A 21,288-nucleotide genomic window follows, 5' to 3' on the forward strand; every position below is an offset into this window, starting at 1 on the left:
CAGCCACGGGCTGGTAGCCAACAAACGGGCCGTTTGCCGGACTGCGGGGTCAGGACCGACTGCCGAATATCTCCAGCAGGGCCTGGAAGAGGTTGATGATGTCCAGGTACAGGGATACCACCAGCAGGACGGGTTCCTGAATTCCGTCCTGTACCATCCGCTGGGTGTCATACACGATCAGGCCGCTGAACACCAGGACGATGACGCCGGCGATGGCAAGCTGCAGGGCCTCCAGATGAAAGAGGAAGGCATTCAGCAGGGACGCCACGATGGCCACGATCAGCCCGGTGATCAGGAAGCCGCCGATGTGACTGAAGTTGCGGCGGGTCAGGGCGCCGTACGCCGACAGACCGACAAACATGACCGCCGTCGTCCCCAGCGCCTCGGTGACGATCCCGGTGCCTCCCGGCATCTTGAGATAGACGGCGATCATCGGCCCCATCATCAGGCCCATTCCCGCCGCGAACGCGAAGACCAGGGGGACGGCCAGGGGGCTATGGCGCGCGCCGGTGTACTGCACGGCGAAGAGCAGCGCGAACGACCCGATCATCAGCAGGATCGGATGCTGGAAGACGAATGGCGAGTGCATCCCGAAGTAGGATGCGATCGCCGATACCGCCAGGGTGGCCGCCAGCAGGCTGTAGGTCTTGGCCAGCAGTTCGCCAAGGCCACCGGCGGCGGCGTGCCTGTAGGCACTGACGTAAGGGTTGTTGTCAGAATTTTGCGGCATGTCAGGCTCCTTGATCAGATACGAAGACATTATTGGTCGATAGCTCGATAAGGTCCAGTTTCAGATTTCCATAGGACTTCGAGAGAAACCAGAAAGCGGCCCCGTATTGGGCGATGAATCCAGTAACCAGCCAGGCCATGGGCAGAACCCAGGCTACAGCCATCATCCCGATGTTGATCAGCAATCCCCGCCAGGTCAGCGCCCAGTAGACCAACCAGGCTTTCCCCCAGTCCGGAGCCACCTCCCGGCCGCCCTGATAGAGAGCAAAGCGCCAGCTTTGCTCCTGATACCGGAATGGCCGGGCCCACAAGCTCGACTGGATGATCCATGCGGTACCCAGCACGAATGCCAAGAGCAGGAAGGGGGCGAGGATTATCATCACCGACAGGGCGGTTACGGTGAGGCTCGGATGCAGCATGTCTTCGATAGCCGCGGTACCCATGACCGGGAGCAGCACCAGACCGATGGCCAGGGCGAGCGCGGTCTGCCGCCAGGCCAGGCGGAACCAGAAGTGCAGGGCAGGGAGCCACAGGCGGCGCAAGTCAGGCATGATGCAACCTTCGACGGGACGATCTCCAGTATAGGGACCGCATATTCGTTTCCAGTGATTTTTACGCTATATGCGTAAGCGGTTATCCCGCGCGAACCGGTTTTCCAGTGGGCAACCGGGCCTCCCGGCGGGTCAGAAGATCCAGGGTCGCCTAGCCCCAGCGGAGGACGGGGGCCTGGCGACCACAGGGCCTTCCGGGTGATTGGCGCCCAGGCCGTATGGATGAACCGCGATTCCCCGAAGGAATTCGAGAAAGGTGTTTTCCCGTCCGTTATTAGGGTAAGGCAGCAGATCGCCATAGGCTCGCCGCTCTCCCCGGCTTTTGGCGACGTGCGCCAGACGGCGGCATAACCGCAGCATGCGCTTGGCCTGTCGCCATCTTTCGGCGTCGTCAGCCAGTGTGACAATCTGATTGCCTTTTTTCAGCCAAAACAAGAGCGGTCCGGTGCCCCATGTCCCGCGGCGCTCGGCTCGCTGTCCGGCGGGGATCTCCCAAACCGCCTGCAGCTCCCAGAAGCCATAACCCTTTTCGACATGGGCCGATGCCCGACTATCCGGGCCGCCATATTGCCACGGAGGCCCGGATACGTTCACCAGCGAAAGGCGTTCTCCCCGCTTCAGATTCCGGATTTGCGCCACGGTGTAATACGGCAGGCGCAGCTGCTGAACCCAGTGGTGGCTATCGACGGAAGGACCAACGTCCGCGATCAAGTGCGAGCGTGCCATCAGGCGTCGATCGGCAGCACCAGCTGCGGTTGCAGCGCGTCGACGATCTGGTCGGCGTTATCCATCGCCTTGACCGCGGTGCCCACGGAGAAGAACTCGATGACATGCGGCTGCCAGTTGTGGGAACCTTCCTTCAGCTGGACCCCGGTGATGCCGTCGGCCTGCGCCGCCTGTGCCTCGTGCTGCATCCGTTCCATGGCGAGCTCCCGGGCGTCGTACATGGCCTGGGTGAACTGATCGAGTTCGACATTGCGCCCGGCATTGGCCAGGGACTTCATGAAACCCTGGTGGGCGACGTGATACACGCAGGAACCCATGACCATTTCCATGGGCCGGTAGCCGGCCTGCAGGAGCATCCAGAAGTCCTGTCCGGAAAGGTCGGAGGTGAAGGGCTTGCCGCCCACCCCCTTGAAGCCCTGCGCTCCGGTACGGTGCGCGATGGCGGTGCCGATGGCCATGAACTCCAGGACCTGGTCGTCCCACTCCATGCGCTTCACTTCGAGACGGACCCCCACGATGCCGTCGGCCTGGAGGAGCGAGGCCTCCTGTTCCATCCGGCTGATGGCCAGTTCCCGGGCCTCGTACATGGCCTGGGAGAGGACTTCCATTTCCATGTTCCGGCTCCAGCTGCCGTACTGGACGCCCATGTGGTAGATACAGGAACCGATCACCAGGCCCAAGGGCTCGAAGCCCGCCTTGCGGACCATGACGAATTCGTTGACGGAAAGGTCGGAGGTGAAGATGCCGGCATGGCTACCCTGGCCGCGCAGGCCCTTCAGGCGTTCCACGGCATGAGGTGCCAGGCGTTCGGTGGTGTCGGTCATAGCAGGGATTCCTTCTGGGATGGGGTGGCGTTCAACGGGCGTTCGCCCAGCGAAAGGGTAGGGCGGATGGCCTGCCGCGGATGGGTGTGCGGATCATGGACGATGGCGGTACCGATGGCGATGTGCCGGCACAGGAACCGTTCCGGGTTATCATCATCCCGTTCGACCCGGAACATCTGGGTGAACTGGGTGTGCGCCAGGACGGAAGCCGCCATGCGGGCACCGTCCTGGCGCAACTCCTGGATGGCGCGGCGCCGGACCGATTCCTGAAACCGGGACAGGTCGGTGATCTCCTGGTTGTAGTAGGCCGTCCCGGGCTGGTATCGCGCCAGCCGCTCCTGGTCATCGCCATACCAGGCGGTATACCAGTCGTAATGCGCACCGATGGCGATACCGACCGGAACCATGCCGTCCTCCAGAAGGCGAATGAATTCCAGGGCGGAAATGGTAGCCACCAACGGGGTGGGCGAAGCCGGTAGTTCCGCCACGCGGATGGCCGTTCCGGTGACGGCGTAGTCCATGTCGTCAGCCTCGCCCTTGCGCACTTTCATGTGGACATCGACGATGGCGTTGGCGCCCAGTGTGCGGGCTTCGAGCTGCATCCGGCGCAGCGCCAGATGCCAGCCTTCGTAGTGCCCCCGGGTCCAGGAGAACCCGAAGTGGTACCAGCAGTTGCCCATGACCATCCCGAGCGGCCGGATGCCGTGGGACCGCATCAGCAGGAGTTCGGCGGGGCTCGCGGTGCTAGACCAGGGTTGAACGCCGCGCTGGGTGTCGGCCAAGCGTTGTTGGACGAAGCTGGGCAGGCGGCCGGCTTGCAGGGCGCGCTCCCACTCCTGTTGCCGTGCTTGGCGTTGAGCGGAGTCGGCTCCAGGGGCCGCAGGTGACGGCGATGGGGGCAAACCGGTGATTTTGGCGCGTAAGGCATCAGAAAAGGACATCGGACCTCGCTCGTTAGCGCAGCAGGAAATCGTGAAGGGCCTGGTCGGCCCCCTGAAGCTCGCCGGACAGACGGGATACTTCGGTTTGCAGGTGCCGCAGCCACTCGTCCAGCGGCAGGGCGCCGGTTCTCAGCGTGACTCCGTGGACGGCTTGCGCTCGGCTGGCCGTGAGACGGGAGCCATCGTATTCCAGATGGAAACGCCACGGATCCGTGCGGATTTCGATACTGCGGACATGGGTGGTTTTGGAGAAGAGCCCATTCTTGCGCCGAACCACCGTGGTCAGGTTGGGCAGGGCGGTTTCCAACTGGTTGGCCAGCGCGTTGGTGAACACCCGCAGGTCGCCGCCCGCGCGCCGGATCCAGGCCAACTGGAGATCCAGGCCGGACACGGTTAGCCGGCCCGCTTCAGGATCAGTGTCATCCCCGGGTCCTTGACGGTCAAACGCTGGCCGCCATCCGAAATCCGGTTGAACTCCCCGACGGACGGCTGGCCGGCCGGCATGACCTTGTAGGTCCAGACCTTGCGTCCGTGGTCCTTGACCGCATAGTGGCTGACCTGGATGGTGGCGCGACGTGCCCCTTTGGTGACGATGATTTCGTGTTTACGGAAATCGAAATGTTCCCCGACCATCGACTGCCCGAGGCGGTTCATGGCGGGGTTGGTCATCCGGACTTTTTCCAGGGTCCAGTGCCCAAGCAAAGGGTTGGAATGCCCTGTCAGCCCGCAGGAACTCAAGGCAAGCGCCAAACCGCCGGTCAGCAAGGCGGAGCGCGCCAGACGCGCCCCGGTTACCACGCGGGAGGCCATCTTAGACGGCCTTGTCGTTGGAGGCCACAGCCGGGGGATTCATTTCGGCCTTCAGGCGGGCGAGATCGTCGTCCACGCTGGAGCTGGCGTGTAACTGGTCCAGTTCCTTCTCGACCTGGGAGCGGTGGTCCAGGGGATCGGACAGCACGCCGGAGGCCATCATGGAGTCGAGCGCGGCGGCCTTGGCCTGCATGGCCTGGGTTTTATCCTGGGCGCGCTGCAGGGCATCGCCAGCGTTGCCCCTGGTGCTGCCGATGCCTGACAGGGATTCGGTCACCTTCACCTGGGCCGATGCGGCGCTGTTCTGTGCCTTGAGAACCTCCTTCTGGGTGCGAAAGGCATCGATCCGCTGCTGCATTTTGGCGCAGTAGTCGGCCAGCTTGGCTTCCTGGGCGGCGATGCCGTCGTGGGCCTGCTGCAGCGAGGCCAGCTTGGTGGCTTCCGCGGTCTTGGCCAGCAGCGCCTGCTTGGCCAACTCCTCGCGGTTGTCCTGCAAGGCCAGCTTGGCGTCGGCTTCGGAGCGGGTCATGTTCTTCTGGCAAGCGGCGATCTGCTGATCCAGGCTGATCCGCTCGGCGACGACATCGGCGGTATGCCGCTTGACGTCCTGGAGCGCCCCGATCATCTTTTCGTAGGACAGATCCAGGGTTTCATCGGTGTTCTCCATGCCGTTCAGGACCGCGTGGGTCTTGGCCTGGATGATTTCTGCTGCGCGGGAAAACAGTCCCATAGGGTTGCTCCTTGTGGTAGGTGGGCCTTCCGGCCCGGAAAGTGCTGGTTAGCCAGTATAGGCCGGGATTACCAGGAGGAATCGCCGCTGTCGAACCCGTCGTCGGCTCCTCCGCCAAAGTCTCCGGAATCGTCGTCGTTGGACAGGCCGTCGTCCGTACCGCCATCGGAACCATCCCCGCCGAAGGAATCGGAACCACCAGCCAGTCCGTCGTCGGAGCCGCCGCCGAAGCCGGAATCGAAGTCAGAGCCGGAACCGCTGTCGAATCCCCCGCCGAAACCTTCTTCGCGGCCACCGCCCAAAAGACCGTCGATCAGGTCTTCGCCGACCTGGAGGCCGACGCCCAGTTCGGCGCCGGTAATGAGCGTATCGAGCATCCCGCCGCCGGAATTACCGGCAGACGGGTACCCTTGGCCATTGTAGGTTGGTTGACCGCTGTTGGGGGCGAACACTCCGGGGCTCCCCACTGGGGCCGCCGGCGCTGGGGTGGCTTCCGGGATCGAGTGGGAAAACAGGCCGGTCGCGGCCGCCTGTGCCCCGGGCTGGGCCGGATCCAACTGGGCTTGCGCCTGCCACAGCGTTTTCAAGGCGCGTTCGGTGGCCTCCCGCTTGTCTTCCGTGGTGGCGGAAACCGCCGCTTTCAGGGCGCTGGCCTGATTGGACACCCTGACTAGCAGACTGTTGCAAAGGGCCAGACGCACCGTATCCCCTTGGGCATCCGCGCTGATCCGGGCCTGGTTGAACGGCCCGGTCATGGCCTCCGTCAGCTTGACCAGGGCGTCGGACCGTGCCGTTTCCGCGGCGGCCGCCTCCGCGGTGGAGCGCCGGCGGCCTACCAGGAATCCGATGAGACCAAGGCCAATCAGGATACCCAGGATGGTGTCCACCGTTTTCAATAGCCGGGATTGGGCCTTGGCGGCGGCGACATCCGTCAGGCCTACGCGCTGTTCCAGCCGCTGCAGATCCTTGGGATTGGCGAACCACATTCCGGGGTTCAGGTGCTCTGCCGTGGACAGGGCTTGCTTGGCGGCCTGGTCATTTCCGCTGGCGTCCAGGGCTTCGGCCTGCAGATACCAGGCCTTGGCGCTGTGCGGGTCGGCCTTCAGGATCGGGGCCAGTTGCCGGATGGCCAATTGTGGCTGGGCATGCGCGATTTCGGACTGGATCATCTGCGGCGTTGCGGCTGCGGCTTCGGCCAGCGGGGGGAACAGGGCGGGAACGGCAAGGGTCAGGAGGACAACCGCGATTGGTTTGAACATGGGGTGAGCGCCTCTCGGATGCGGGATTCAGTTAGAACTGAATTTATTATATACCATAAGCCAAGTTGTCGGCAAGATGGCCCGGAATGTGTGGCGGGTCACGTCCGGACTTCCTGCGCTTCCCAGTGGGGTCCCCGATGGCCGGTTTGCAACCGGACAAGGTACGCCCGTGCCTGTGCCAGGGTGAGCAGGAACGGTTCCTGGGTGGAGTGGTAGCGGACGCTGACCCGGTCTCCGGCACAGCGCGCATGGGCGCCGCTGAAGCCGGGATGGCCGTGCGCCGCGCGGGACAGTTCGGCGTCGATGGCCAGGGCCAGGGCCAGCGCGTCGGACGTCGTATCGGGGGACACCGGAGCCGACCGGGTGGCATTCCGGCCGGGCATGCTTTTTACGATTCTGGACAAGGCTGACATGCGGACTCCTGAAGCTGGGACGGTCCCGACAGTATAGGTCGGCGCCACAACTTGGCCCGAAAATGTTCACGGACCGCGTTCGCTGTCGCCTATACTAGGCAGGCCACTTATGGAGATCGCATTCATGATCCAACCCGCAACCGAACGAACCCGGCTGGACGCACTGCTCGGTCTACACGTCCAGCTGATAGGGGATCCTCGTCTGGGCCTGGATGGCGCCATCGTCGCCCAGACGCCCTGCCGGGAACAGCGCCAAGGGGTGAGTGCCCTGATGATCGTTCCGGCCGCGAAAGGCTCCCATCTGGGCTTGGCCTTGATGCAGGACAGCCCCGACAACGTACGGCCGATGTGTTCATCGCCCGAACGAGTATATCGATACGCCTCCGAAGTGTACCAAGCAACGGCTCGCCTGGCGCAGGGGGAAAACCTTATGCCTCTCGCCGAGTTGTCTTTAGTCTGGCTTTTCGTCCGCCCGGATTTCCAGTTGCACAATTTGGCGCTAGGCCACCCCCCCGATTGGAGCAGAACGGAGTTTCCATGGACGGAAGAGACGTCGCTAACGATTTTTTTGCCGCAGATCCAGGACTTGATCTCGCGTGGGCGACACCAGTGTAGGCGCTATCATCAGAACAAACCTTCGGGCGACGGCATCATCGGTTATGACTACCTGTGGGCTAGCTGGGAGCCGATATTGACGCAATATGCGCCTAGTTTTGCGGGGGCCCTGGTGGGAAACCTCGTTCGCCCAGACGTGCCGCCAAGGAACCGGCCCTGGATTTGGTAACCTGTTTTCACCTCGACGGCGGAGTCCTTCCGCCGTTCTTTATTGCCGGGGTTTGGCGGCGAGCACCCGCCGGTAGACGTCCGTTACCAAGTCCCGCCGCTCTATCGGCACCCCCTGGTCGGCCCATTCGCGCCGAATCCGGTTCCACCGGGAAGGGTCCTCGTCAATCTCCCATAGGCTGATGAAATCGCCGATGCGCGATTCGTCCGTGAGGAGGATGCCGCCTTCCAGTTCGAAGGTGTCGCACACCCAGGCCTCGATGCCGGGAAGCTGATCGACGAGATCCTGCTCAGCGAAAACGATCTTGGGGTGGTTCGGCGGAAGCGGCATTCGGAGTGCTCCAGAATCGGAAGGGATACGGGTTATCGGGCAACGGGGCCGTTTTCCGGAACCGAAGGCGGTGGGCAAGGGGAGAGCAGGGACCGCTCGATGGCTAACCGTTCTTGACGGCGCTGCGCTTTGCGCAGGAATTCCACCCGGGCGGCCGACAGCATCCAATCCAGGCCCCGAAGATTATATCCGCGACGGCCCATTTCGCAGAGGTATGCCTTGATTTCCGGATGGCGGGCCGCCCAGGACTGCAGATCCCTTAAACAGGGCGTGCTGGCTGGTAAATATCCAACCAGGACGAGAAGGGCGCCGGCGATCAGCGCCGCGCCGACGGCCCCCAGCAGGTTTCCTGCCGTCCAGGGGTCCTGTACCCCCCCCGTCGACGAACACGAAAAGTCCGAATAATCCAAGGCCGAAACCGGCGGCTACCGCGCTCGGTTGGATGCCGAAGTAGCGGATGCGCGCTCGAAGCGGGTCCAATGCTGGTCGCATAACGCCTCCCGTATGACCGGGCTACGATCCGGACTTGCACGATTTGGGCATGCCGCCCAACAGGTCGGCCACGAAACGGATGCCATGCGCCAGAGAATCCTGGACTCCGGTAAAACCGTCTTCATCCGGAGTTTTGGCATATCGTTTCAGCAGCCGTTCCCGGGGGCTGGCGCTCAGGGCGTTGTCGGATTCGCCGGCTTCCGGATGGTCCCGGAGCCAGGCCTGGGCGCCGTCCAGCAGGGCCTTCAGCTCGGCTTCCTGCCCGGAAGTTTCTTCCAGCACGGCCTTGGCATGCGCCCACAATTCGCGGACTCGTTGGGCAGCCGCCTCGCTTTGCTGGAGGACTTCCGGCAGTTCCTGTACCGCCAGGTGATGGTCCAGCCGCTTGACCAGCGCCGACCCGGTAACCCGGGAGAGCAGCGAATGCTTCCGGGTGGCCAGGTAAGGGTGGGCTTGCGCCAGCAGGCCCAGAAGTCTCTGGATCTGTTCCGATAGTTTCTCGACCGGAAGCTTTTCCTGGTCCCAGGCCAGGCCAGGCTGGGCCAGGCTGGGCGTGGCGGGCATCCGGCCAAACTCGGAAATCTCCTCGGGATGCTCCAATAGGTGCATGTAATCGATGGGGCCAACCGGCCACGAACCGGGCCTGCCGTCCGCCGGGGGGCCGATCCGAGAGGTACCGGCAGGATTGTCGGTAGCCTCCGGCTCGTCTGCCGTTCTTGAACCAACCAATTCCGGCGGAGTAGGGCGGGGACGGTCTTTGGGCAATGGCATCTGATATTCTCGGTATCCTGATGTAATAACAGTATACCATAAGCATCTGTAGCGTCAACCGGTTTCGGCCGCTCCGGACGACCCGGAGCGAGACCAAGCCATTCTGGTCCGGGGCTTTGGCCGGAATGCCCGGCATAATGTCGGAACCATCGGCGGGCGTCCCGGGCGAAGCAGCGGGAGGCCACCTGGGCGCCACCGGCCCGGTCCAGGGCCTCGGACAATCCGTCAGTCCCCATACGGGATGGGCCGCAGATCGGCACGCAGATACAGCGGATGCTTCGGATGCCCGGTTTTGGTGCGGCCGAGACAGTGCAAGGCCGTGTCCCGAAGCAGATGCCGGACCCGGGTCTCCCGGTCGAGGTGACCGCCATGCGCGCCCCAGGCGGCGACCACCAGCTCGGCCCGGCGGGCGAACTCCAGCAGGTACCGGTCGTTGTCGGGGCCGATCGGGTCCGGGGCCTGGCGCATATCGGCGGGCAAGGTAGCCCGGTAGGCGAAAAGGTTGGTCATGCACATCTGATCGAATCCCCATGTCTTGGCGTAACCGATGCAACGGCGCACCGTGGGGTCGTCTCGAATCTCGTCAGCGGTGGACGGGTTGAGGCCGATAAACATCACCGTCCGCGATCCGGTTCCCCAGTATCGCCACAACCCGTAGCGATGGCGACGGTCGGGGGAGAACAGGGCCGCCGGGCGAATCGTGCGTTCAGGGCTCAGCATGACAAGGTATCGCCAAGGACCTCCAGGGCGCCAGCCAGCGCCCGGTCCAGCTCGCGCAAGGCGGTTTCCACGTCTTGTCGCGGCAGGGCGCCCTGGATCTGCGGTTGCACCCGGAGCAGGGCGGCACGGGCGGTTTCCGCCGCGGAAAGCAGGCTATAGCAGCGGTCTAGGACTTTTGTCGTTTGGTGCATGATGGCGTCGAACTCCGTGTTGATGATAAGCCGCCCACAAGAAAATATATGATAAGCCACCCGCAGAGTGGTAAGCAAAGTACGCGCAATCGAAGTAACCAAACCCGCGGGTATGTGGAGGTCATCGGCCGTACGTCCGATGCCAATGGGGCTCGTAGCGGTCATCGCGCCGCCGGTATTCCGCCGAAGTGGAACGCGCGGCCGCCGCCCAATCCCGGTCGAACTGCGCCTGGAGGATCCGCCGTTCGGCTGGATTGCGCAGCCGCATACCCATCTCACGGTTCAGGTCCAACGAACTTCTGGAATAGTTCTCCGACCCGATGAAGGATATATTCGGACCGACAATAATCTTGGCGTGGAGGTAAATCGGCCGCTTTGGCAGGAGCCGGATCTGGACGCCGCGTGCCCGGAGCCATCGCACGTTGCGCTGGTCGGTCGGGCTGATGCCGGCCGGCAGAATGATTCTGGCCAACCGCCCCTTGGCGGCGATGGCCTGGAGGATCTGGGGATCGTTACCCATCTCCTCGCTCTCCAGGGATACCGGTCCGGGCTGATCGATGATGGCCGCTATCCGGGTTTCGCTGCCCGGAGAAAGAACCAGAATCCGGTGGGGCAGGGTGCCCGCCGGACGGTTGGTCCAGTCGGCCTGAAACACGGTGCGCGCCGCCTGAACCACGGCAGGATTCCGGGTGACATCGATGTACTCCCGATTGTAGTGGAAAGCGCTGTAGTCGTAGTTGGCCGTGCCGATGGCGCAGCGATGGCCGTTGCACACGTATTTGTTGTGCAGGAACGCATAGCGCCCGGGCCGCGCCTCAAAACGGGCCGGCGCCCGTTGGACGGACGCACCGGTGGCACGGACGGCCCGCCATTCCTTTTGGACCAGGCCGGGACGCATGCCATAGGGCTTTCCGTCGAGGAGGACGCGGACGTCCACCCCCCGGGCGTGCGCCGCGGCCAGGGCCTGCAGGATCGGTCGGCTGGACAGGTAGTATACGCTGAGGTCCACCGAATGGCGGGCGTCGGCGATGACCTGTTCGATGGGTGCGGGTCCGGCGTGGGGTTCGATGTAGATCAAGGCTGGTCCTTTGGTCAGTTTTCGATGCGATTTTGGAAGAATAAAACCGGATCCAGTGGCGGGTGCTTCACGGCGCACACGGGCCTACCGCCCGATAAGCACGATGGCCGAAAAAAGGGCGAAACCCAGGCCGCCCAGTGCTGCCCCCGTCAATGCTTCCGGGGTTTTTCGGCCTCGGAGGAAAGCCCAGAAAGCGGCGGTGCCAACCCAGAGAAACCCTAGCGCGGCGCAGGCTAGAAATCCCTGCATCAGGTAGTAGAGTTCCTTCGCCGCCAAGCCGCTGTTTCCCATCAGGCCGATTCCTCCGGAGAATTCGAAATCCGGGGCGGGGACCCGTTGAGGCATCTCTCGCGATAGGCAATGGCTGTGGTGGGCGGCATGCGGGAACTCCCGGCTAAAATCCGGATAGCGTTTCAGACGGTCGTCGCAGTTGGAGGTCGGGCCTCCGGGTGACCAATCCTGGAGTCCGGATGGGGCTAACGGCCCACTGTGCCAGTTTATAATTTTAGTATATCGAAAGAGCCTATCGTGTGCAATGCGGAGACCGCAAGCCCGGAAGGCGTCCAGTGCCGGCGCGAAACCTGGCCAGCTACCGGCGGCCGTTTCATCAGAAGTCCTCTCTACCAAAATCGGCGATCCACGTAAGCGGGAAATCCGGTTCGCCTACCAGCCGATGCAATAAGCCCGCGCCGTCTGACGCGCGTGCGCGCACCGGAAAAGAACGGGCGCCGTTGGCCAATAACCAGATGGTTCGAGTGTATCCGTTCCCGAGCGTAAGACCTGCCGAGTAAAGCGGTGGACGATCATGAGGCCGACGCCGGGACATCCAGCCGGCGCCTGTTGTGCGCAGCGACAAGTTCGGATTTTCCCGGACGTCCAGCATCGCTTCCGCCAAAGGAACCGGGTCGGTTTCTCCGCGGGAAAACCCGCCAGCCGCCTTGGCATATTTCCGATCTTTCATCCAGGAGTCCGGCGTCCCCTGCGCCAACGGCTTTTGGTCCTCGTGGAGGTTGGCGCGCCACAGCCGCACAAAATGCTCGGCATTGGCCACGAAAACCTGGTCTTCCCGCGCATCGTGCAGGGGACCGGTGCACATGTACACCGTCCGACCGTCACCCACGGTTACCGCGAAAACGGCTTCGCTCGAAGCCTTGGGATGTCTCTGTCGAATACCCGCTATGCGGGTGCCCGCGCTTCCGATCAGTGTATTTCCCACCGTTGGTGCCTCCTGTTCAAATTGCTAGTTGTGCTGGTCGAGGACTAAATCCAGATCCGGAAGTGTTCTCGCGGCTAGCCGCCTGGAAACCATTCGGGATGCCTGGCGCTGTCCTGGATACGCACCTGGTGCACCACCTCCAGGGCCCGGTTGGCCGGCAATGGAAACCGGGACCCGGAAGGGTCGTCCATGGCGAAAGGCCGCAGCAGCCCGGCCCGCTCCGGCAACGGGTAATGTACGACGAAGCGATGGGGTACTTCGGCCTTCGTGATCTTGGCGGTTTCGGTTCCGCCCCAGTACAGGCTGAACAGCGCGGCCAGTTCCGACGAATCGCCGGTTTCCAGCCCCTGGTGGATCCGGGTGATGAGCGCCGTGCAAACCTGTTCTTTTTTGCGCCGGGACAGTTGTGCCCCCTGGCGGAGCAGCTTCTGAAAGACCGGCGCAGGGACCTGCAACAAGGTCAGTTGGCTGCAATGATGGTCATAAAGGTAGGCGAAGATCGAATCCTGGACCGCTTCCGTTTCGGAAATGAGGTTGAGATCCCAGCCCGAGGCGGTCATGACCGTTCTCAAGGTCTGAATCCGTTCGAACTGGCGGTCCTTTTCCGGTGTTTTGGCGGCCATGTGCTTCTCCCCTTCCACGTAGACACTCATTTTACCCGGTTCTGGTCGTCCGGGCTAGGGCCATTAGATTCTGGCGGAACCAAACTTGTGCTATTCTGTAACCGGTTCTTGAAGCGGCCTGGCACTTAATGCGGCTAGATTCAGGCTGTGGTCATCGGCCAATTTTCTTGATCCCGAGCAAGGGGCAGGCCGGAATCCCGGAATCCGTTTCACGCTTACGCATCGTTAATCGCATGTATTTTTGGCGAACGTCGGGATCTGGCGCGGAGTCCGCCAATCCGGCTCGCGCACGGATGAACTCCAGGATTTCCGGAACGTCCTGCTTGTCCAGCAGGCCGTAGCGCAACAGGTGGGCGCTATCCGTATCGTCCCAATAGTTCCCGCGGATGTGCGATTCGTCGCCTTGCCATCCCAGGTTTCCGTCCAGCCATAGTTCGTGCGAGAAACCTTGTTCATCCCTTAATGGCCGCTCCACCGACTCGGCCCACTGGTAGTCGTTCAATCGACGAAGCTCCCTGCCCATTTCCCGCGCGATATTACGGCGTTCCTGAGCGGCCAGCGTCCGGTGATCCGGTGTTGAGCGGAACAAGTCCACCGCTGAAAGCCGTTCTGTCAGGTGCCCATCCGGGTCCATCTGCCGGATATGTTCGCGCCCTTGGAAATACGGCTTCCGTTGCTCGTACCCGGGCTGCGCATACTGGCCATGGACGGGGGCCGCCGCGATCAGGATATTGTGCGTATCCGGAGGAATAGGGGTTCTTCGATGTCGGTTAACCCGCCCTGCGGTCTGTATGATCGATCGGGTCGACGATGGGTCCACCACCCCAAAATCAAAATCCAGGTCATTACCCACTTCGATGACCGGGGTACTGAGCACCAGCAGACAACGCCGAACGGCGCCCGGAGTCCTGGCGGCCATCCGTTGGTACAAGAGACTCTCCTTGATTTTGGAAAGCGACGGACGGAATAGGATCTGGCGCAGATGATGTTCCAGGAACATCCGGGTGCCAAGCGGGATTTGGGCGCTCAAGAACACAAGGTTTAGGGCCAGGTCTCCGAATTCCCCCCGCGAAATGGCTTCGGAAAGCCGTGTAGCCTGTTGCTGCAGGGAGCGTAACCGGGAAAACCGAACCAGGCCTACCGAGAATTCCGCCCCATCGGCCAGATCTTGATGGAACTGGGCATGGGCGACCCTAACCAGCCTTGGCAAATCCTCCCATTGGTCAAAGACCCGGCCTCGCCGGATCGCCGGCTCTTTTTCGGCCTGGGCTTCGGCCCGAGTATGCAGCCGGGAATACGCCGTCTGGAATTCGGAGGCTGGAAGAACCTGGGAGCCAGACCGATTATGCGATAGCAAAATAGAGACTTTGGAATCCGCCCCGGATAAGGCGGCAAACGAGGACCAGCCGCGCCGATAGGCCGCCAGCAGGGCTCGGGCGAATTCCGGGCTCAGCGTCGCGGAAGAGCAGATCACCCGGCGGCCGAACATGCCGGCCAGGAACGCCAGGCGCAACAAGGCATGGAAACTGGCCAAGTCATAGCCGTCTATCTCGTCCAGGAGCAAGTCGGCACTCGCCAACCGGGTCATCGCCAGAACATGGGATCCCCGTTCGTAATTCGTGGCGCGCGCCAGGTAATCCGCAGTGCATACCAGTACCGGCGTCCCCAAGAACGCCGCTTCCGATTTCTTTCGTGGAAGTTCGTTCAACGGCGCCGGTAGGGTTCCAAACCAGTTGGCGTCGTCCCAGGCCGCCACCTCGATCGCCATCTCCTCGCGTCCGTCGTCATGCAGGTCCTGCACGGCTTTTGAACCGATCAGGACCGCCATCTCGTCCTCCCGTAACCCCATTTCACGGTAAGCGTCCCCCGTTTGCAGGGTCAGGGACCGGAGGCCTAATAACACGGTTGCCCGCATCGGCTGATCGCCGTGCAGGGCGGATAACAACCGGAGTGCCGCGCGCGTTTTGCCGGCGCCGGTTTCCGCCGTCAGGAACACGATCAGGCCTTGGCGGGCATTACAGGAGCGCGCGGCCGTCGCCAGCTGGTTCTGCCAGCTAAAGCGTCCGCGCGCCTGGGTTTCGATTTCCGTTCTGGATTCCGGCCATACTCCCGGCAGCCGTTCCGGCAGATGGAGCAGCCGTCTCGCGACCAGCCGCGAACGCTGGCCGATAGCGCGCAGATGCGGGAGGAGTTCCTGCCGGGGGTTCGCCAAGAGCGCACCTGTCCGTGGCGCCGGAAGCAAGCCCGGATCGCTGGAGACGGTATGATCCGCGATCTGGAGTGACAGTCGCCCATAGAAAAACAGTGCCCGGCCGAGCGCCGTATCCATCCGGACGTCCGGCAAAGGCGGCAATTCCTGGAACGCCGACCGTAATTCGTGCAAAGTCTCTGGAGCTACCGTCTGATCAAAGGCCGGATTTGGCGCCGAAGTATGGTTTTCGAACGGATGCAGCCAAGACTTGGGCAGCCGGTGATGGGTGGCCACCAACCACTCCAGCAGGTTTCCGGCGGGGAAACCCGTACCTATCCGGGCAGGCCCGTCTTGCCGGGCGAACAACGAAAGGATTTCGTGCCGAACGGGATCCGAGCTTTTCTGATTCGCTCGCAACTTGGCCTGAAATCCAGACGTGCCTTTTCCCCAATCGTGCAAGTAGCCGGCCTGTTCCGCATAGTCCAGCAATAAGGGTGCTTGCGGGAACGACGCACGGTGTCTCAGCGCCGGATGTCCCCGGGCCGAACTTCTGGTTGGGGACTGCCCTTGTCGTCCAAACTTGTTTCGATTTCCCACAATGAACTGTAGCCGCAGTTGTCCCTTGATTTGCGCATAGCAGGCTACGGCGGTATGGGATCGTTTGGATTTCGCCTTGAGCGCCAGACGAACCGTTTCCAGCCCTTCCTGGCTGATGGCCGTAATCCAGGCATGGTCCCCTACCCTGGGCGCGTACGCATCCAAAATCCGGCGGACACGCGCCTCCGCGTCCTGCCGGCTGCGGGAAACGAAGACCGCCTTCAGCACTCCAGCAAGGCCTTGAACTGCGTCATCAGCAGGCCAATCAAGTCCTGCCCATGAATCACTTCGATAACGGACTGGCGAAAGTCGTGGGTATCCAACGATCGCTGGGCGCCATGAAAGGCCAGGGGCAGCGCTACACCATCCTTGATGAGGTCGGCCACGTCAAAAACCAGGCCACCGCGGCGAGTTTTGCCATGCAGGACTGGAAAGGCATAGGAGATACCGAGATTGTACAGCGCGAACGCCGCAATGCTGTACATCAGATAATTCCCCTGATCCAGAAACCGGTTGGCCACGTCCGTATGGGGGTCCCGGACAAAACCGGACAATCCGTTGGCTTTGGCAACCAGCCGATAGAGGTTTTTGGACAATTCCGCTTCGGCGCTCAGCAGTTCGATGGTGCTGGTCGCGTCCGCCAGCCAGCGCATCGCTCGTTGCCCGTTTTTTCCGTCCTTGAACTCGAGCCAATCCGCTGCCAGGTCCAGGTCGGACGCCTCCGGAAGTTTAGCCCAGAAGACTTCGATATTCCGGTATCGTCGCTGCAGCAAGGCCCTGGCCATCCGCAGCCGGTGGTTTTCATCGAAAAAGATCCGCGCCATGGCCTGCATGTATTCGGTAGGCCGATATTCGCCGCCGGGATCCAGCGGGATGCAGGTTTCACTGGTACCCGCCAGGAATGGGCTGCCACCTCCCCCGGTGAACACCAACAGGACGCCCTGCTCGGCGCACATCCGGACCGCGTCACGGGTAACGGAAGTGCCTTCTCCCAGCATCACGACCGAAGTATTGGCATACGGCAGATTGTAACTGACGAATCGGCCATTTTCCGCATACTGGAATACCGTACACCCGTCCTCCACCGAGAGACGAGTGTGTTCCACGAAATACAGATGGCCCCGGTGCGACGGGAGTATCCGGGGCTTTTTAGGTGTAGCGGACTCGGGAGTCATAGCGGGATTATGGGCAGCCACCCATCCGGTGCCGTAGGCCCGGTCAGGCCATAACTGTTGAAATGACCGCCGATCTCCGGCGGCTGGGGTGCATCCCAGACGGTGGTCCCAATGCCTAAAGCGATCGTATGCCCGGAAGAACTGCGGACCGGCAGGTACGCGATCATCTCCCTGCGCTTGAGACCCGCTTCGATCTGCAAAAGCGACTCTCCCTTCTGGAGCCGGGCCAGGATATGTTCGCCCATTCCCTGCGGATGGGGTTTTGCCGCCTTGCGCGCGAGTCGTTGAGCCGCAGTGGGGTCCCGCCTGCGCCAGGTCTTGCTGTAGCCCGTAATGCGGGACGAAACCAGGGACCGTATCGGGTGTTGCGAGAACCGGTCGCGCAACACCCGCCGAACCAAGGGGTCCAGGAGCAGGGCGTCCATCCCGTCCGTCGATTCGACGAAAAGTCGGACGACCTTGCCGACGCCAACGGCGCCCGGCCGTCCGCAGGTGCCGATCAAACCGGGGAACTGGACGGCGAACGGCGCACGATGGAAATTCCTGTGCAAGGCGAACACCAGGTTGCCCATGGCAGCGGAGGACGCATCTTCATTAACGCAATCGATATATTTCCGGGGGGTCATGTCCTGTCCTTCCGTCTATTCGTTGGTGGTATCAATCTCGCCTTCCGGGGTGTAAACGAAACCGCGCGCGAGGCATCCCAAGACAAAAATCCGGGTTGCCTGGTGCTCCGGTGCGTCATGGTCTCCTGCCAACGTCGGCCACAGCACCTGCATCAGGGTGGATTTTCCGTTTCTCAGGTTTTCCTGGGCCTTCAGATAGCCACCGCGGGGCTCGAAGGGAATGGCTTCCGCGAGATTCTGGTCGTCATGCCAGATGTCCCCATGGCGCAAGGCGTTCAACGCTTTTTCCGCAGTGATCGCCAGATGATTGTCCACCCGGTAGAATTGCCGGCCCTTTTCTTTCGTTTCTTTCTTGTCGTGGACGAACCGCTGGCTGGGCCACACCGCTTGACCAGGAAGCATTTCCAATCGGGCTTCGATCCGCAGTCCGATCCGACGTTTGCCGGCTCCATCAAACAAATCCGTCAGAAGATGGACCAGCGCGGCGAACTCCTGATCATCGGCGATCTGCTCTTGCCAGGCCGATGACTTGCGGGAGTGCGCACGCAGGGGACGATCCAACACATCCTTGAACTCGAAGCGATGGATGACTTTCCGTTCTTCAAAGTCGTAGGCCTCGATGTGTACCGAGCCGTCCATGGCTTCGTCCCGATTGCGCCACAACCAGGCGCCATTCGCGAGATGGTAGCCGTAGATCCCCGCCAGGATCTCCAGGTCCTCCCTTTTCGGACGATAGGCGCTGGCAACGGCGTACCAGTGCGCAGACGGGCAACTGTCGGGGGTCGGGTCGATCGCGCCGATGTTCAGAGACCAGCGGGCATGCAGTGTGGATTCTCCGGTCGGCAATTGGGCGCGTTCTCCGCCGACGAGATTGTTCGTCTTGATCTCCTCGCTGGGATCTTTACCATCCTTTGCGGCCTTCGTGGCACGCTCCTGTTTTTTGGCCTCGGATATCTCCCCATACGATTGCGTCGTACGCTGGCCATGCACCCAGGGGATGTCTCCCGTCAGGTAATCGGTACCCGCGGCACCGGCTCTCAATAGGACATCGGAGGCTTCGATGGCACGTCGAAAACCGGCCATTTTCGGGTAAGGGGTAGATTTGTCGGCTGTTCTCGCCATGGGAGGATTCTCCGTGAAGTACGTGGTTGATTACAGGGAAACAGGATCGGCCTCAAACAGGAGCAGATCGGGTTGGTGGGTGTAATGCCAAGCGGCCGCCTGGCCTTCCAGGGGTGCGCGTACCGACTGATACCGGACAAGCCCCAACAGGGGTTCGGCCAGCACATGTTCAGCTTTTTGCCCGGTACCGGGTATAAACCGGCCACCGGCCGTGGCCAGGGGCGGCGTCAGGAATTCATAGCCCCGGATGGACGGCCGGACCCAGCCTGGCGTTGGCTGGGTTAGACTCCATATCAGCGATTCCAGCGGAGTGCCCACTTCCGGCAAGTCTTCCGGTAACACGACATATCCTCGGGGTTGCGTTTTCCATAAGGAACCCAAGGTGTCTATCCGGATATTGACGGAACCTTGGTCAATGACCCCCCCGGCGAACCGCAAGGTGGAAAGCGCCCTTCGCAGGTGTGATTCATCGGGAAGGTGGCGGTCTCCGATTGGAAGGAACAGGCCGAGCTGCAGTTTCATTTCCGGGTGATCGACAATAGTCTCCTTCCGGACCCCGATCTCGGTGCTGCGTCGTGCCCGGAAGGGCGCCCCGGCCTTGGCCGTATCCCTTTCAAAATGATGGTCATGCACAACGAAGATTACTTTTTCCGCGATGAACGGTTCCGCCACCCGTTGCGACAAGGCATGGGCGAACCCCAACCAGGATCCTGGTCCGGGCAGGCCGTAGACGGCGTAAGCATTGCGGGCGTTGACCCCCGCCGCTTTGAACTGCAAGTGCAGCCATCCGGCTTCCATCAAAAAATCTCCAGTGCCTTGGTGGCCCAGTACCGAACTGTGGGGAGCTTAACCAGGAACTCGAATTTTTTAGCGGTTTTGGAATGGGCGCGGCGCCACTCCAAGTCGTCATACACGGTCATGGCGCAGTCCATCGCCAACTCCTCACCAGTCCGTCCGGCTTGACGGTAATCCTCGTGGAAGTATTCGATCAGATGGCGGACGGTCTGGATCTGGTATTCATGCCGGAATTGCCGGAGATTCCCGGCTTTCGAGGCGTGGTCTTCCGTGGTTTCACTCCCCCAGGATGGAGTTTCCGTAGCTTTGGCTTTTTTGGTTTTACCGTTCGTTGGTTGCGCTTTCTTCTCGGCGATCCGTTGTCGTTCGAAATCCGTAAAAGCCTGTTGACACAACCGTGCCAAGGCTGGAGGCAGCCGTTTCCGGAGATGTCGCGCTCGATCCTGCGCTTCGCCGGTTTGCGCCAACTGGTGGATATACGCCTCCGAATCGGACAGGGCCTTAGGCGGCTCATTGAGAAGGACTCGGTGAACGCCATATTGCGTGACGATCATCTGCTTGGCCGCCATGGCCAAAAATTTCGTGGTCCTGGATAATGCCAGCTTTGGTTTGCCGACATCTTTGGCGGCGGAGGCCGGAAAACCTACTTGAACCCGGTCCATGATCTCAAATAGCAGACCGATCGGTTCCACGGGAGTAACCGCGAGATAGCCGGATTCGGCATCTGGTCGGGGAACGAGCACCTGCGGGGAATTGCAACGGATCGTGATGCCTGACGGAATACCGGCCCCCCTGGGTAACCCAGGGGCGCCCGCCTGAATCTGGTCGTACACGTCCCGGGCGCCTTCCAGGGTGGTAACCCGATTCCGAATTGCCTTGGCATACCGCTCCTGTTCCTCCGCATAGCGGGCATGTCCCGGCTCATGTTTCGGCGCCTTCTCAGCGATTCCCTGGTCCACGGCCAGGTTCAAGGCCGTATCCACGGCTTCGGAGTCCAACCGCTCGACGGATCCCTGCCCGCTGGACAGAGCGGTGATGGCGGCACGCAGCGCCGGTATATCGCTGGCATTGCCTACTTCGAATAATGCATCCAGTGCGACTTCGGCGGTAGATACCAGCCTGAGCTTCGGTGCCAACTTGGCGCGGGCGATGACCGCGGTACGATCATAGGGCGCACGGGCTTTCAGGTGATGCGTGTAGACTTTCGGCATGCGAGATCCAGCGGCAGCTTAATTTGTAAATTATAGTATACCATTTGTATGGAGGCAAGCGGCCATGCTTGGTGGGCGGCACCGGCGCCAGCGGAGAATAACTCTGATCGCCAGGCCTCGTTCCACCATTGCGCCAGTTCCATAGGTATACTATACTTTAGCAATGGTTGCATGAAAGATTTTGCGGCGCAAGGCCAGCCCCTTGAGAATCAAGGGGTTGAAAACGACCTAAAAATCTTTAGGCTTGGCGCCATGGGCAGTCTAAGCCCTTGCTTTTCAAGCAGATGGTGAATAGTGCGGGACACCTTACCACCGTATGGGTGGCTTATCATTTCCGAACCTCGAACCAGAGCCGGAAAATACACCTTACCACCGTATGGGTG

Annotated in this window: 25 protein-coding genes; 1 reads left to right on the top strand and 24 read right to left on the bottom strand. The window is 61.8% G+C overall.

Going from position 1 to position 21,288, the window contains the following annotated elements; all coding sequences use genetic code 11:
* Window positions 1-49 precede the first annotated feature (49 nt).
* From ACYCUK_RS00325 to ACYCUK_RS00370, 10 genes are all read right to left on the bottom strand, one after another.
* Window positions 50-730 carry a Bax inhibitor-1/YccA family protein gene (locus ACYCUK_RS00325; RefSeq protein WP_461592885.1) on the bottom strand — a complete coding sequence of 227 codons (681 nt, stop codon included), beginning with the start codon at window positions 728-730 and terminating at the stop codon, window positions 50-52.
* Window position 731: 1 nt separating this feature from the next.
* Window positions 732-1,280, bottom strand: a complete 549-nt coding sequence (locus ACYCUK_RS00330; protein ID WP_461592886.1) for a hypothetical protein — start codon at window positions 1,278-1,280, stop codon at window positions 732-734.
* A gap of 132 nt (window positions 1,281-1,412) precedes the next feature.
* A complete protein-coding gene (locus ACYCUK_RS00335; protein WP_461592887.1) occupies window positions 1,413-2,006 on the bottom strand; it encodes a hypothetical protein in 594 nt (197 codons plus the stop codon).
* Entirely contained in the window at window positions 2,006-2,830 is an 825-nt protein-coding gene (locus ACYCUK_RS00340; protein WP_461592888.1) for a heavy metal-binding domain-containing protein, read from the bottom strand. Before ACYCUK_RS00340 ends, ACYCUK_RS00335 begins: the two co-directional genes overlap by 1 nt.
* Window positions 2,827-3,771 carry a heavy metal-binding domain-containing protein gene (locus tag ACYCUK_RS00345; protein WP_461592889.1) on the bottom strand — a complete coding sequence of 315 codons (945 nt, stop codon included), beginning with the start codon at window positions 3,769-3,771 and terminating at the stop codon, window positions 2,827-2,829. Before ACYCUK_RS00345 ends, ACYCUK_RS00340 begins: the two co-directional genes overlap by 4 nt.
* A 13-nt stretch (window positions 3,772-3,784) precedes the next feature.
* Window positions 3,785-4,162: a hypothetical protein gene (locus tag ACYCUK_RS00350; RefSeq protein WP_461592890.1), complete on the bottom strand. Its 378-nt coding sequence runs from the start codon at window positions 4,160-4,162 to the stop codon at window positions 3,785-3,787.
* A 2-nt stretch (window positions 4,163-4,164) separates the two neighbouring features.
* Window positions 4,165-4,581 carry a hypothetical protein gene (locus ACYCUK_RS00355; protein ID WP_461592891.1) on the bottom strand — a complete coding sequence of 139 codons (417 nt, stop codon included), beginning with the start codon at window positions 4,579-4,581 and terminating at the stop codon, window positions 4,165-4,167.
* 1 nt (window position 4,582) lies between these two features.
* Window positions 4,583-5,311, bottom strand: a complete 729-nt coding sequence (locus tag ACYCUK_RS00360; protein ID WP_461592892.1) for a PspA/IM30 family protein — start codon at window positions 5,309-5,311, stop codon at window positions 4,583-4,585.
* Window positions 5,312-5,379: 68 nt separating this feature from the next.
* On the bottom strand, window positions 5,380-6,570 hold the full coding sequence (locus ACYCUK_RS00365) for a hypothetical protein (protein ID WP_461592893.1): 1,191 nt from the start codon (window positions 6,568-6,570) through the stop codon (window positions 5,380-5,382).
* A 98-nt stretch (window positions 6,571-6,668) separates the two neighbouring features.
* Window positions 6,669-6,974 (bottom strand): hypothetical protein, encoded by a 306-nt coding sequence (locus ACYCUK_RS00370; RefSeq protein ID WP_461592894.1) that lies wholly within the window; start codon window positions 6,972-6,974, stop codon window positions 6,669-6,671.
* 118 nt (window positions 6,975-7,092) lie between these two features.
* Here ACYCUK_RS00370 and ACYCUK_RS00375 point away from each other — a divergent pair, with 118 nt between their 5' ends.
* On the top strand, window positions 7,093-7,767 hold the full coding sequence (locus ACYCUK_RS00375) for a hypothetical protein (protein WP_461592895.1): 675 nt from the start codon (window positions 7,093-7,095) through the stop codon (window positions 7,765-7,767).
* 39 nt (window positions 7,768-7,806) lie between these two features.
* On the opposite strand, the gene ACYCUK_RS00380 is transcribed toward ACYCUK_RS00375, so the two are convergent.
* From ACYCUK_RS00380 to ACYCUK_RS00445, 14 genes are all read right to left on the bottom strand, one after another.
* Window positions 7,807-8,097: a hypothetical protein gene (locus tag ACYCUK_RS00380; RefSeq protein WP_461592896.1), complete on the bottom strand. Its 291-nt coding sequence runs from the start codon at window positions 8,095-8,097 to the stop codon at window positions 7,807-7,809.
* Between the two features lie 513 nt (window positions 8,098-8,610).
* Window positions 8,611-9,198, bottom strand: coding sequence for a hypothetical protein (locus ACYCUK_RS00385; protein ID WP_461592897.1), 588 nt, complete (start codon window positions 9,196-9,198; stop codon window positions 8,611-8,613).
* A gap of 387 nt (window positions 9,199-9,585) precedes the next feature.
* Complete coding sequence (locus tag ACYCUK_RS00390; RefSeq protein WP_461592898.1) at window positions 9,586-10,080, bottom strand: DUF1643 domain-containing protein; 495 nt, start codon at window positions 10,078-10,080, stop codon at window positions 9,586-9,588.
* Entirely contained in the window at window positions 10,074-10,271 is a 198-nt protein-coding gene (locus tag ACYCUK_RS00395; protein ID WP_461592899.1) for a hypothetical protein, read from the bottom strand. The genes ACYCUK_RS00390 and ACYCUK_RS00395 overlap by 7 nt, the downstream gene beginning before the upstream one ends.
* 121 nt (window positions 10,272-10,392) lie before the next feature.
* Window positions 10,393-11,349 (bottom strand): phospholipase D-like domain-containing protein, encoded by a 957-nt coding sequence (locus ACYCUK_RS00400; RefSeq protein ID WP_461592900.1) that lies wholly within the window; start codon window positions 11,347-11,349, stop codon window positions 10,393-10,395.
* Window positions 11,350-11,433: 84 nt separating this feature from the next.
* Window positions 11,434-11,640, bottom strand: coding sequence for a hypothetical protein (locus ACYCUK_RS00405; protein ID WP_461592901.1), 207 nt, complete (start codon window positions 11,638-11,640; stop codon window positions 11,434-11,436).
* Window positions 11,641-11,956: 316 nt separating this feature from the next.
* Window positions 11,957-12,445 carry a plasmid fertility inhibition factor family protein gene (locus ACYCUK_RS00410; protein ID WP_461592902.1) on the bottom strand — a complete coding sequence of 163 codons (489 nt, stop codon included), beginning with the start codon at window positions 12,443-12,445 and terminating at the stop codon, window positions 11,957-11,959.
* 194 nt (window positions 12,446-12,639) lie between these two features.
* Window positions 12,640-13,125: a hypothetical protein gene (locus ACYCUK_RS00415; protein ID WP_461592903.1), complete on the bottom strand. Its 486-nt coding sequence runs from the start codon at window positions 13,123-13,125 to the stop codon at window positions 12,640-12,642.
* A 214-nt stretch (window positions 13,126-13,339) separates the two neighbouring features.
* Window positions 13,340-16,204 (bottom strand): hypothetical protein, encoded by a 2,865-nt coding sequence (locus ACYCUK_RS00420; RefSeq protein WP_461592904.1) that lies wholly within the window; start codon window positions 16,202-16,204, stop codon window positions 13,340-13,342.
* A complete protein-coding gene (gene cas1f, locus ACYCUK_RS00425; protein WP_461592905.1) occupies window positions 16,198-17,151 on the bottom strand; it encodes a type I-F CRISPR-associated endonuclease Cas1f in 954 nt (317 codons plus the stop codon). Before cas1f ends, ACYCUK_RS00420 begins: the two co-directional genes overlap by 7 nt.
* Window positions 17,148-17,777, bottom strand: coding sequence for a type I-F CRISPR-associated endoribonuclease Cas6/Csy4 (locus ACYCUK_RS00430; RefSeq protein ID WP_461592906.1), 630 nt, complete (start codon window positions 17,775-17,777; stop codon window positions 17,148-17,150). Before ACYCUK_RS00430 ends, cas1f begins: the two co-directional genes overlap by 4 nt.
* A gap of 15 nt (window positions 17,778-17,792) precedes the next feature.
* A complete protein-coding gene (locus ACYCUK_RS00435) occupies window positions 17,793-18,899 on the bottom strand; it encodes a type I-F CRISPR-associated protein Cas7f/Csy3 (RefSeq protein ID WP_461592907.1) in 1,107 nt (368 codons plus the stop codon).
* 30 nt (window positions 18,900-18,929) lie between these two features.
* On the bottom strand, window positions 18,930-19,697 hold the full coding sequence (locus ACYCUK_RS00440; protein WP_461592908.1) for a hypothetical protein: 768 nt from the start codon (window positions 19,695-19,697) through the stop codon (window positions 18,930-18,932).
* Window positions 19,697-20,905 carry a hypothetical protein gene (locus ACYCUK_RS00445; protein WP_461592909.1) on the bottom strand — a complete coding sequence of 403 codons (1,209 nt, stop codon included), beginning with the start codon at window positions 20,903-20,905 and terminating at the stop codon, window positions 19,697-19,699. The genes ACYCUK_RS00440 and ACYCUK_RS00445 overlap by 1 nt, the downstream gene beginning before the upstream one ends.
* Window positions 20,906-21,288: the final 383 nt, after the last annotated feature.

The sequence above is a fragment of the Thiomonas sp. genome (assembly GCF_054608695.1).

Excerpts from the sequence above, each read along its gene's own strand:
- ACYCUK_RS00355 (WP_461592891.1), bottom strand. The coding sequence starts at position 4,581 with ATGGCCTCCCGCGTGGTAACCGGGGCGCGTCTGGCGCGCTCCGCCTTG.
- ACYCUK_RS00405 (WP_461592901.1), bottom strand. The coding sequence starts at position 11,640 with ATGGGAAACAGCGGCTTGGCGGCGAAGGAACTCTACTACCTGATGCAG.
- ACYCUK_RS00390 (WP_461592898.1), bottom strand. The coding sequence starts at position 10,080 with ATGCTGAGCCCTGAACGCACGATTCGCCCGGCGGCCCTGTTCTCCCCC.
- ACYCUK_RS00365 (WP_461592893.1), bottom strand. The coding sequence starts at position 6,570 with ATGTTCAAACCAATCGCGGTTGTCCTCCTGACCCTTGCCGTTCCCGCC.
- ACYCUK_RS00380 (WP_461592896.1), bottom strand. The coding sequence starts at position 8,097 with ATGCCGCTTCCGCCGAACCACCCCAAGATCGTTTTCGCTGAGCAGGAT.
- ACYCUK_RS00345 (WP_461592889.1), bottom strand. The coding sequence starts at position 3,771 with ATGTCCTTTTCTGATGCCTTACGCGCCAAAATCACCGGTTTGCCCCCA.
- ACYCUK_RS00360 (WP_461592892.1), bottom strand. The coding sequence starts at position 5,311 with ATGGGACTGTTTTCCCGCGCAGCAGAAATCATCCAGGCCAAGACCCAC.
- ACYCUK_RS00340 (WP_461592888.1), bottom strand. The coding sequence starts at position 2,830 with ATGACCGACACCACCGAACGCCTGGCACCTCATGCCGTGGAACGCCTG.
- ACYCUK_RS00325 (WP_461592885.1), bottom strand. The coding sequence starts at position 730 with ATGCCGCAAAATTCTGACAACAACCCTTACGTCAGTGCCTACAGGCAC.
- cas1f (WP_461592905.1), bottom strand. The coding sequence starts at position 17,151 with ATGACTCCCGAGTCCGCTACACCTAAAAAGCCCCGGATACTCCCGTCG.
- ACYCUK_RS00385 (WP_461592897.1), bottom strand. The coding sequence starts at position 9,198 with ATGCACCTATTGGAGCATCCCGAGGAGATTTCCGAGTTTGGCCGGATG.
- ACYCUK_RS00440 (WP_461592908.1), bottom strand. The coding sequence starts at position 19,697 with ATGGAAGCCGGATGGCTGCACTTGCAGTTCAAAGCGGCGGGGGTCAAC.
- ACYCUK_RS00330 (WP_461592886.1), bottom strand. The coding sequence starts at position 1,280 with ATGCCTGACTTGCGCCGCCTGTGGCTCCCTGCCCTGCACTTCTGGTTC.
- ACYCUK_RS00415 (WP_461592903.1), bottom strand. The coding sequence starts at position 13,125 with ATGACCGCCTCGGGCTGGGATCTCAACCTCATTTCCGAAACGGAAGCG.
- ACYCUK_RS00395 (WP_461592899.1), bottom strand. The coding sequence starts at position 10,271 with ATGCACCAAACGACAAAAGTCCTAGACCGCTGCTATAGCCTGCTTTCC.
- ACYCUK_RS00445 (WP_461592909.1), bottom strand. The coding sequence starts at position 20,905 with ATGCCGAAAGTCTACACGCATCACCTGAAAGCCCGTGCGCCCTATGAT.
- ACYCUK_RS00430 (WP_461592906.1), bottom strand. The coding sequence starts at position 17,777 with ATGACCCCCCGGAAATATATCGATTGCGTTAATGAAGATGCGTCCTCC.
- ACYCUK_RS00435 (WP_461592907.1), bottom strand. The coding sequence starts at position 18,899 with ATGGCGAGAACAGCCGACAAATCTACCCCTTACCCGAAAATGGCCGGT.
- ACYCUK_RS00410 (WP_461592902.1), bottom strand. The coding sequence starts at position 12,445 with ATGTGCACCGGTCCCCTGCACGATGCGCGGGAAGACCAGGTTTTCGTG.
- ACYCUK_RS00335 (WP_461592887.1), bottom strand. The coding sequence starts at position 2,006 with ATGGCACGCTCGCACTTGATCGCGGACGTTGGTCCTTCCGTCGATAGC.
- ACYCUK_RS00375 (WP_461592895.1), top strand. The coding sequence starts at position 7,093 with ATGGAGATCGCATTCATGATCCAACCCGCAACCGAACGAACCCGGCTG.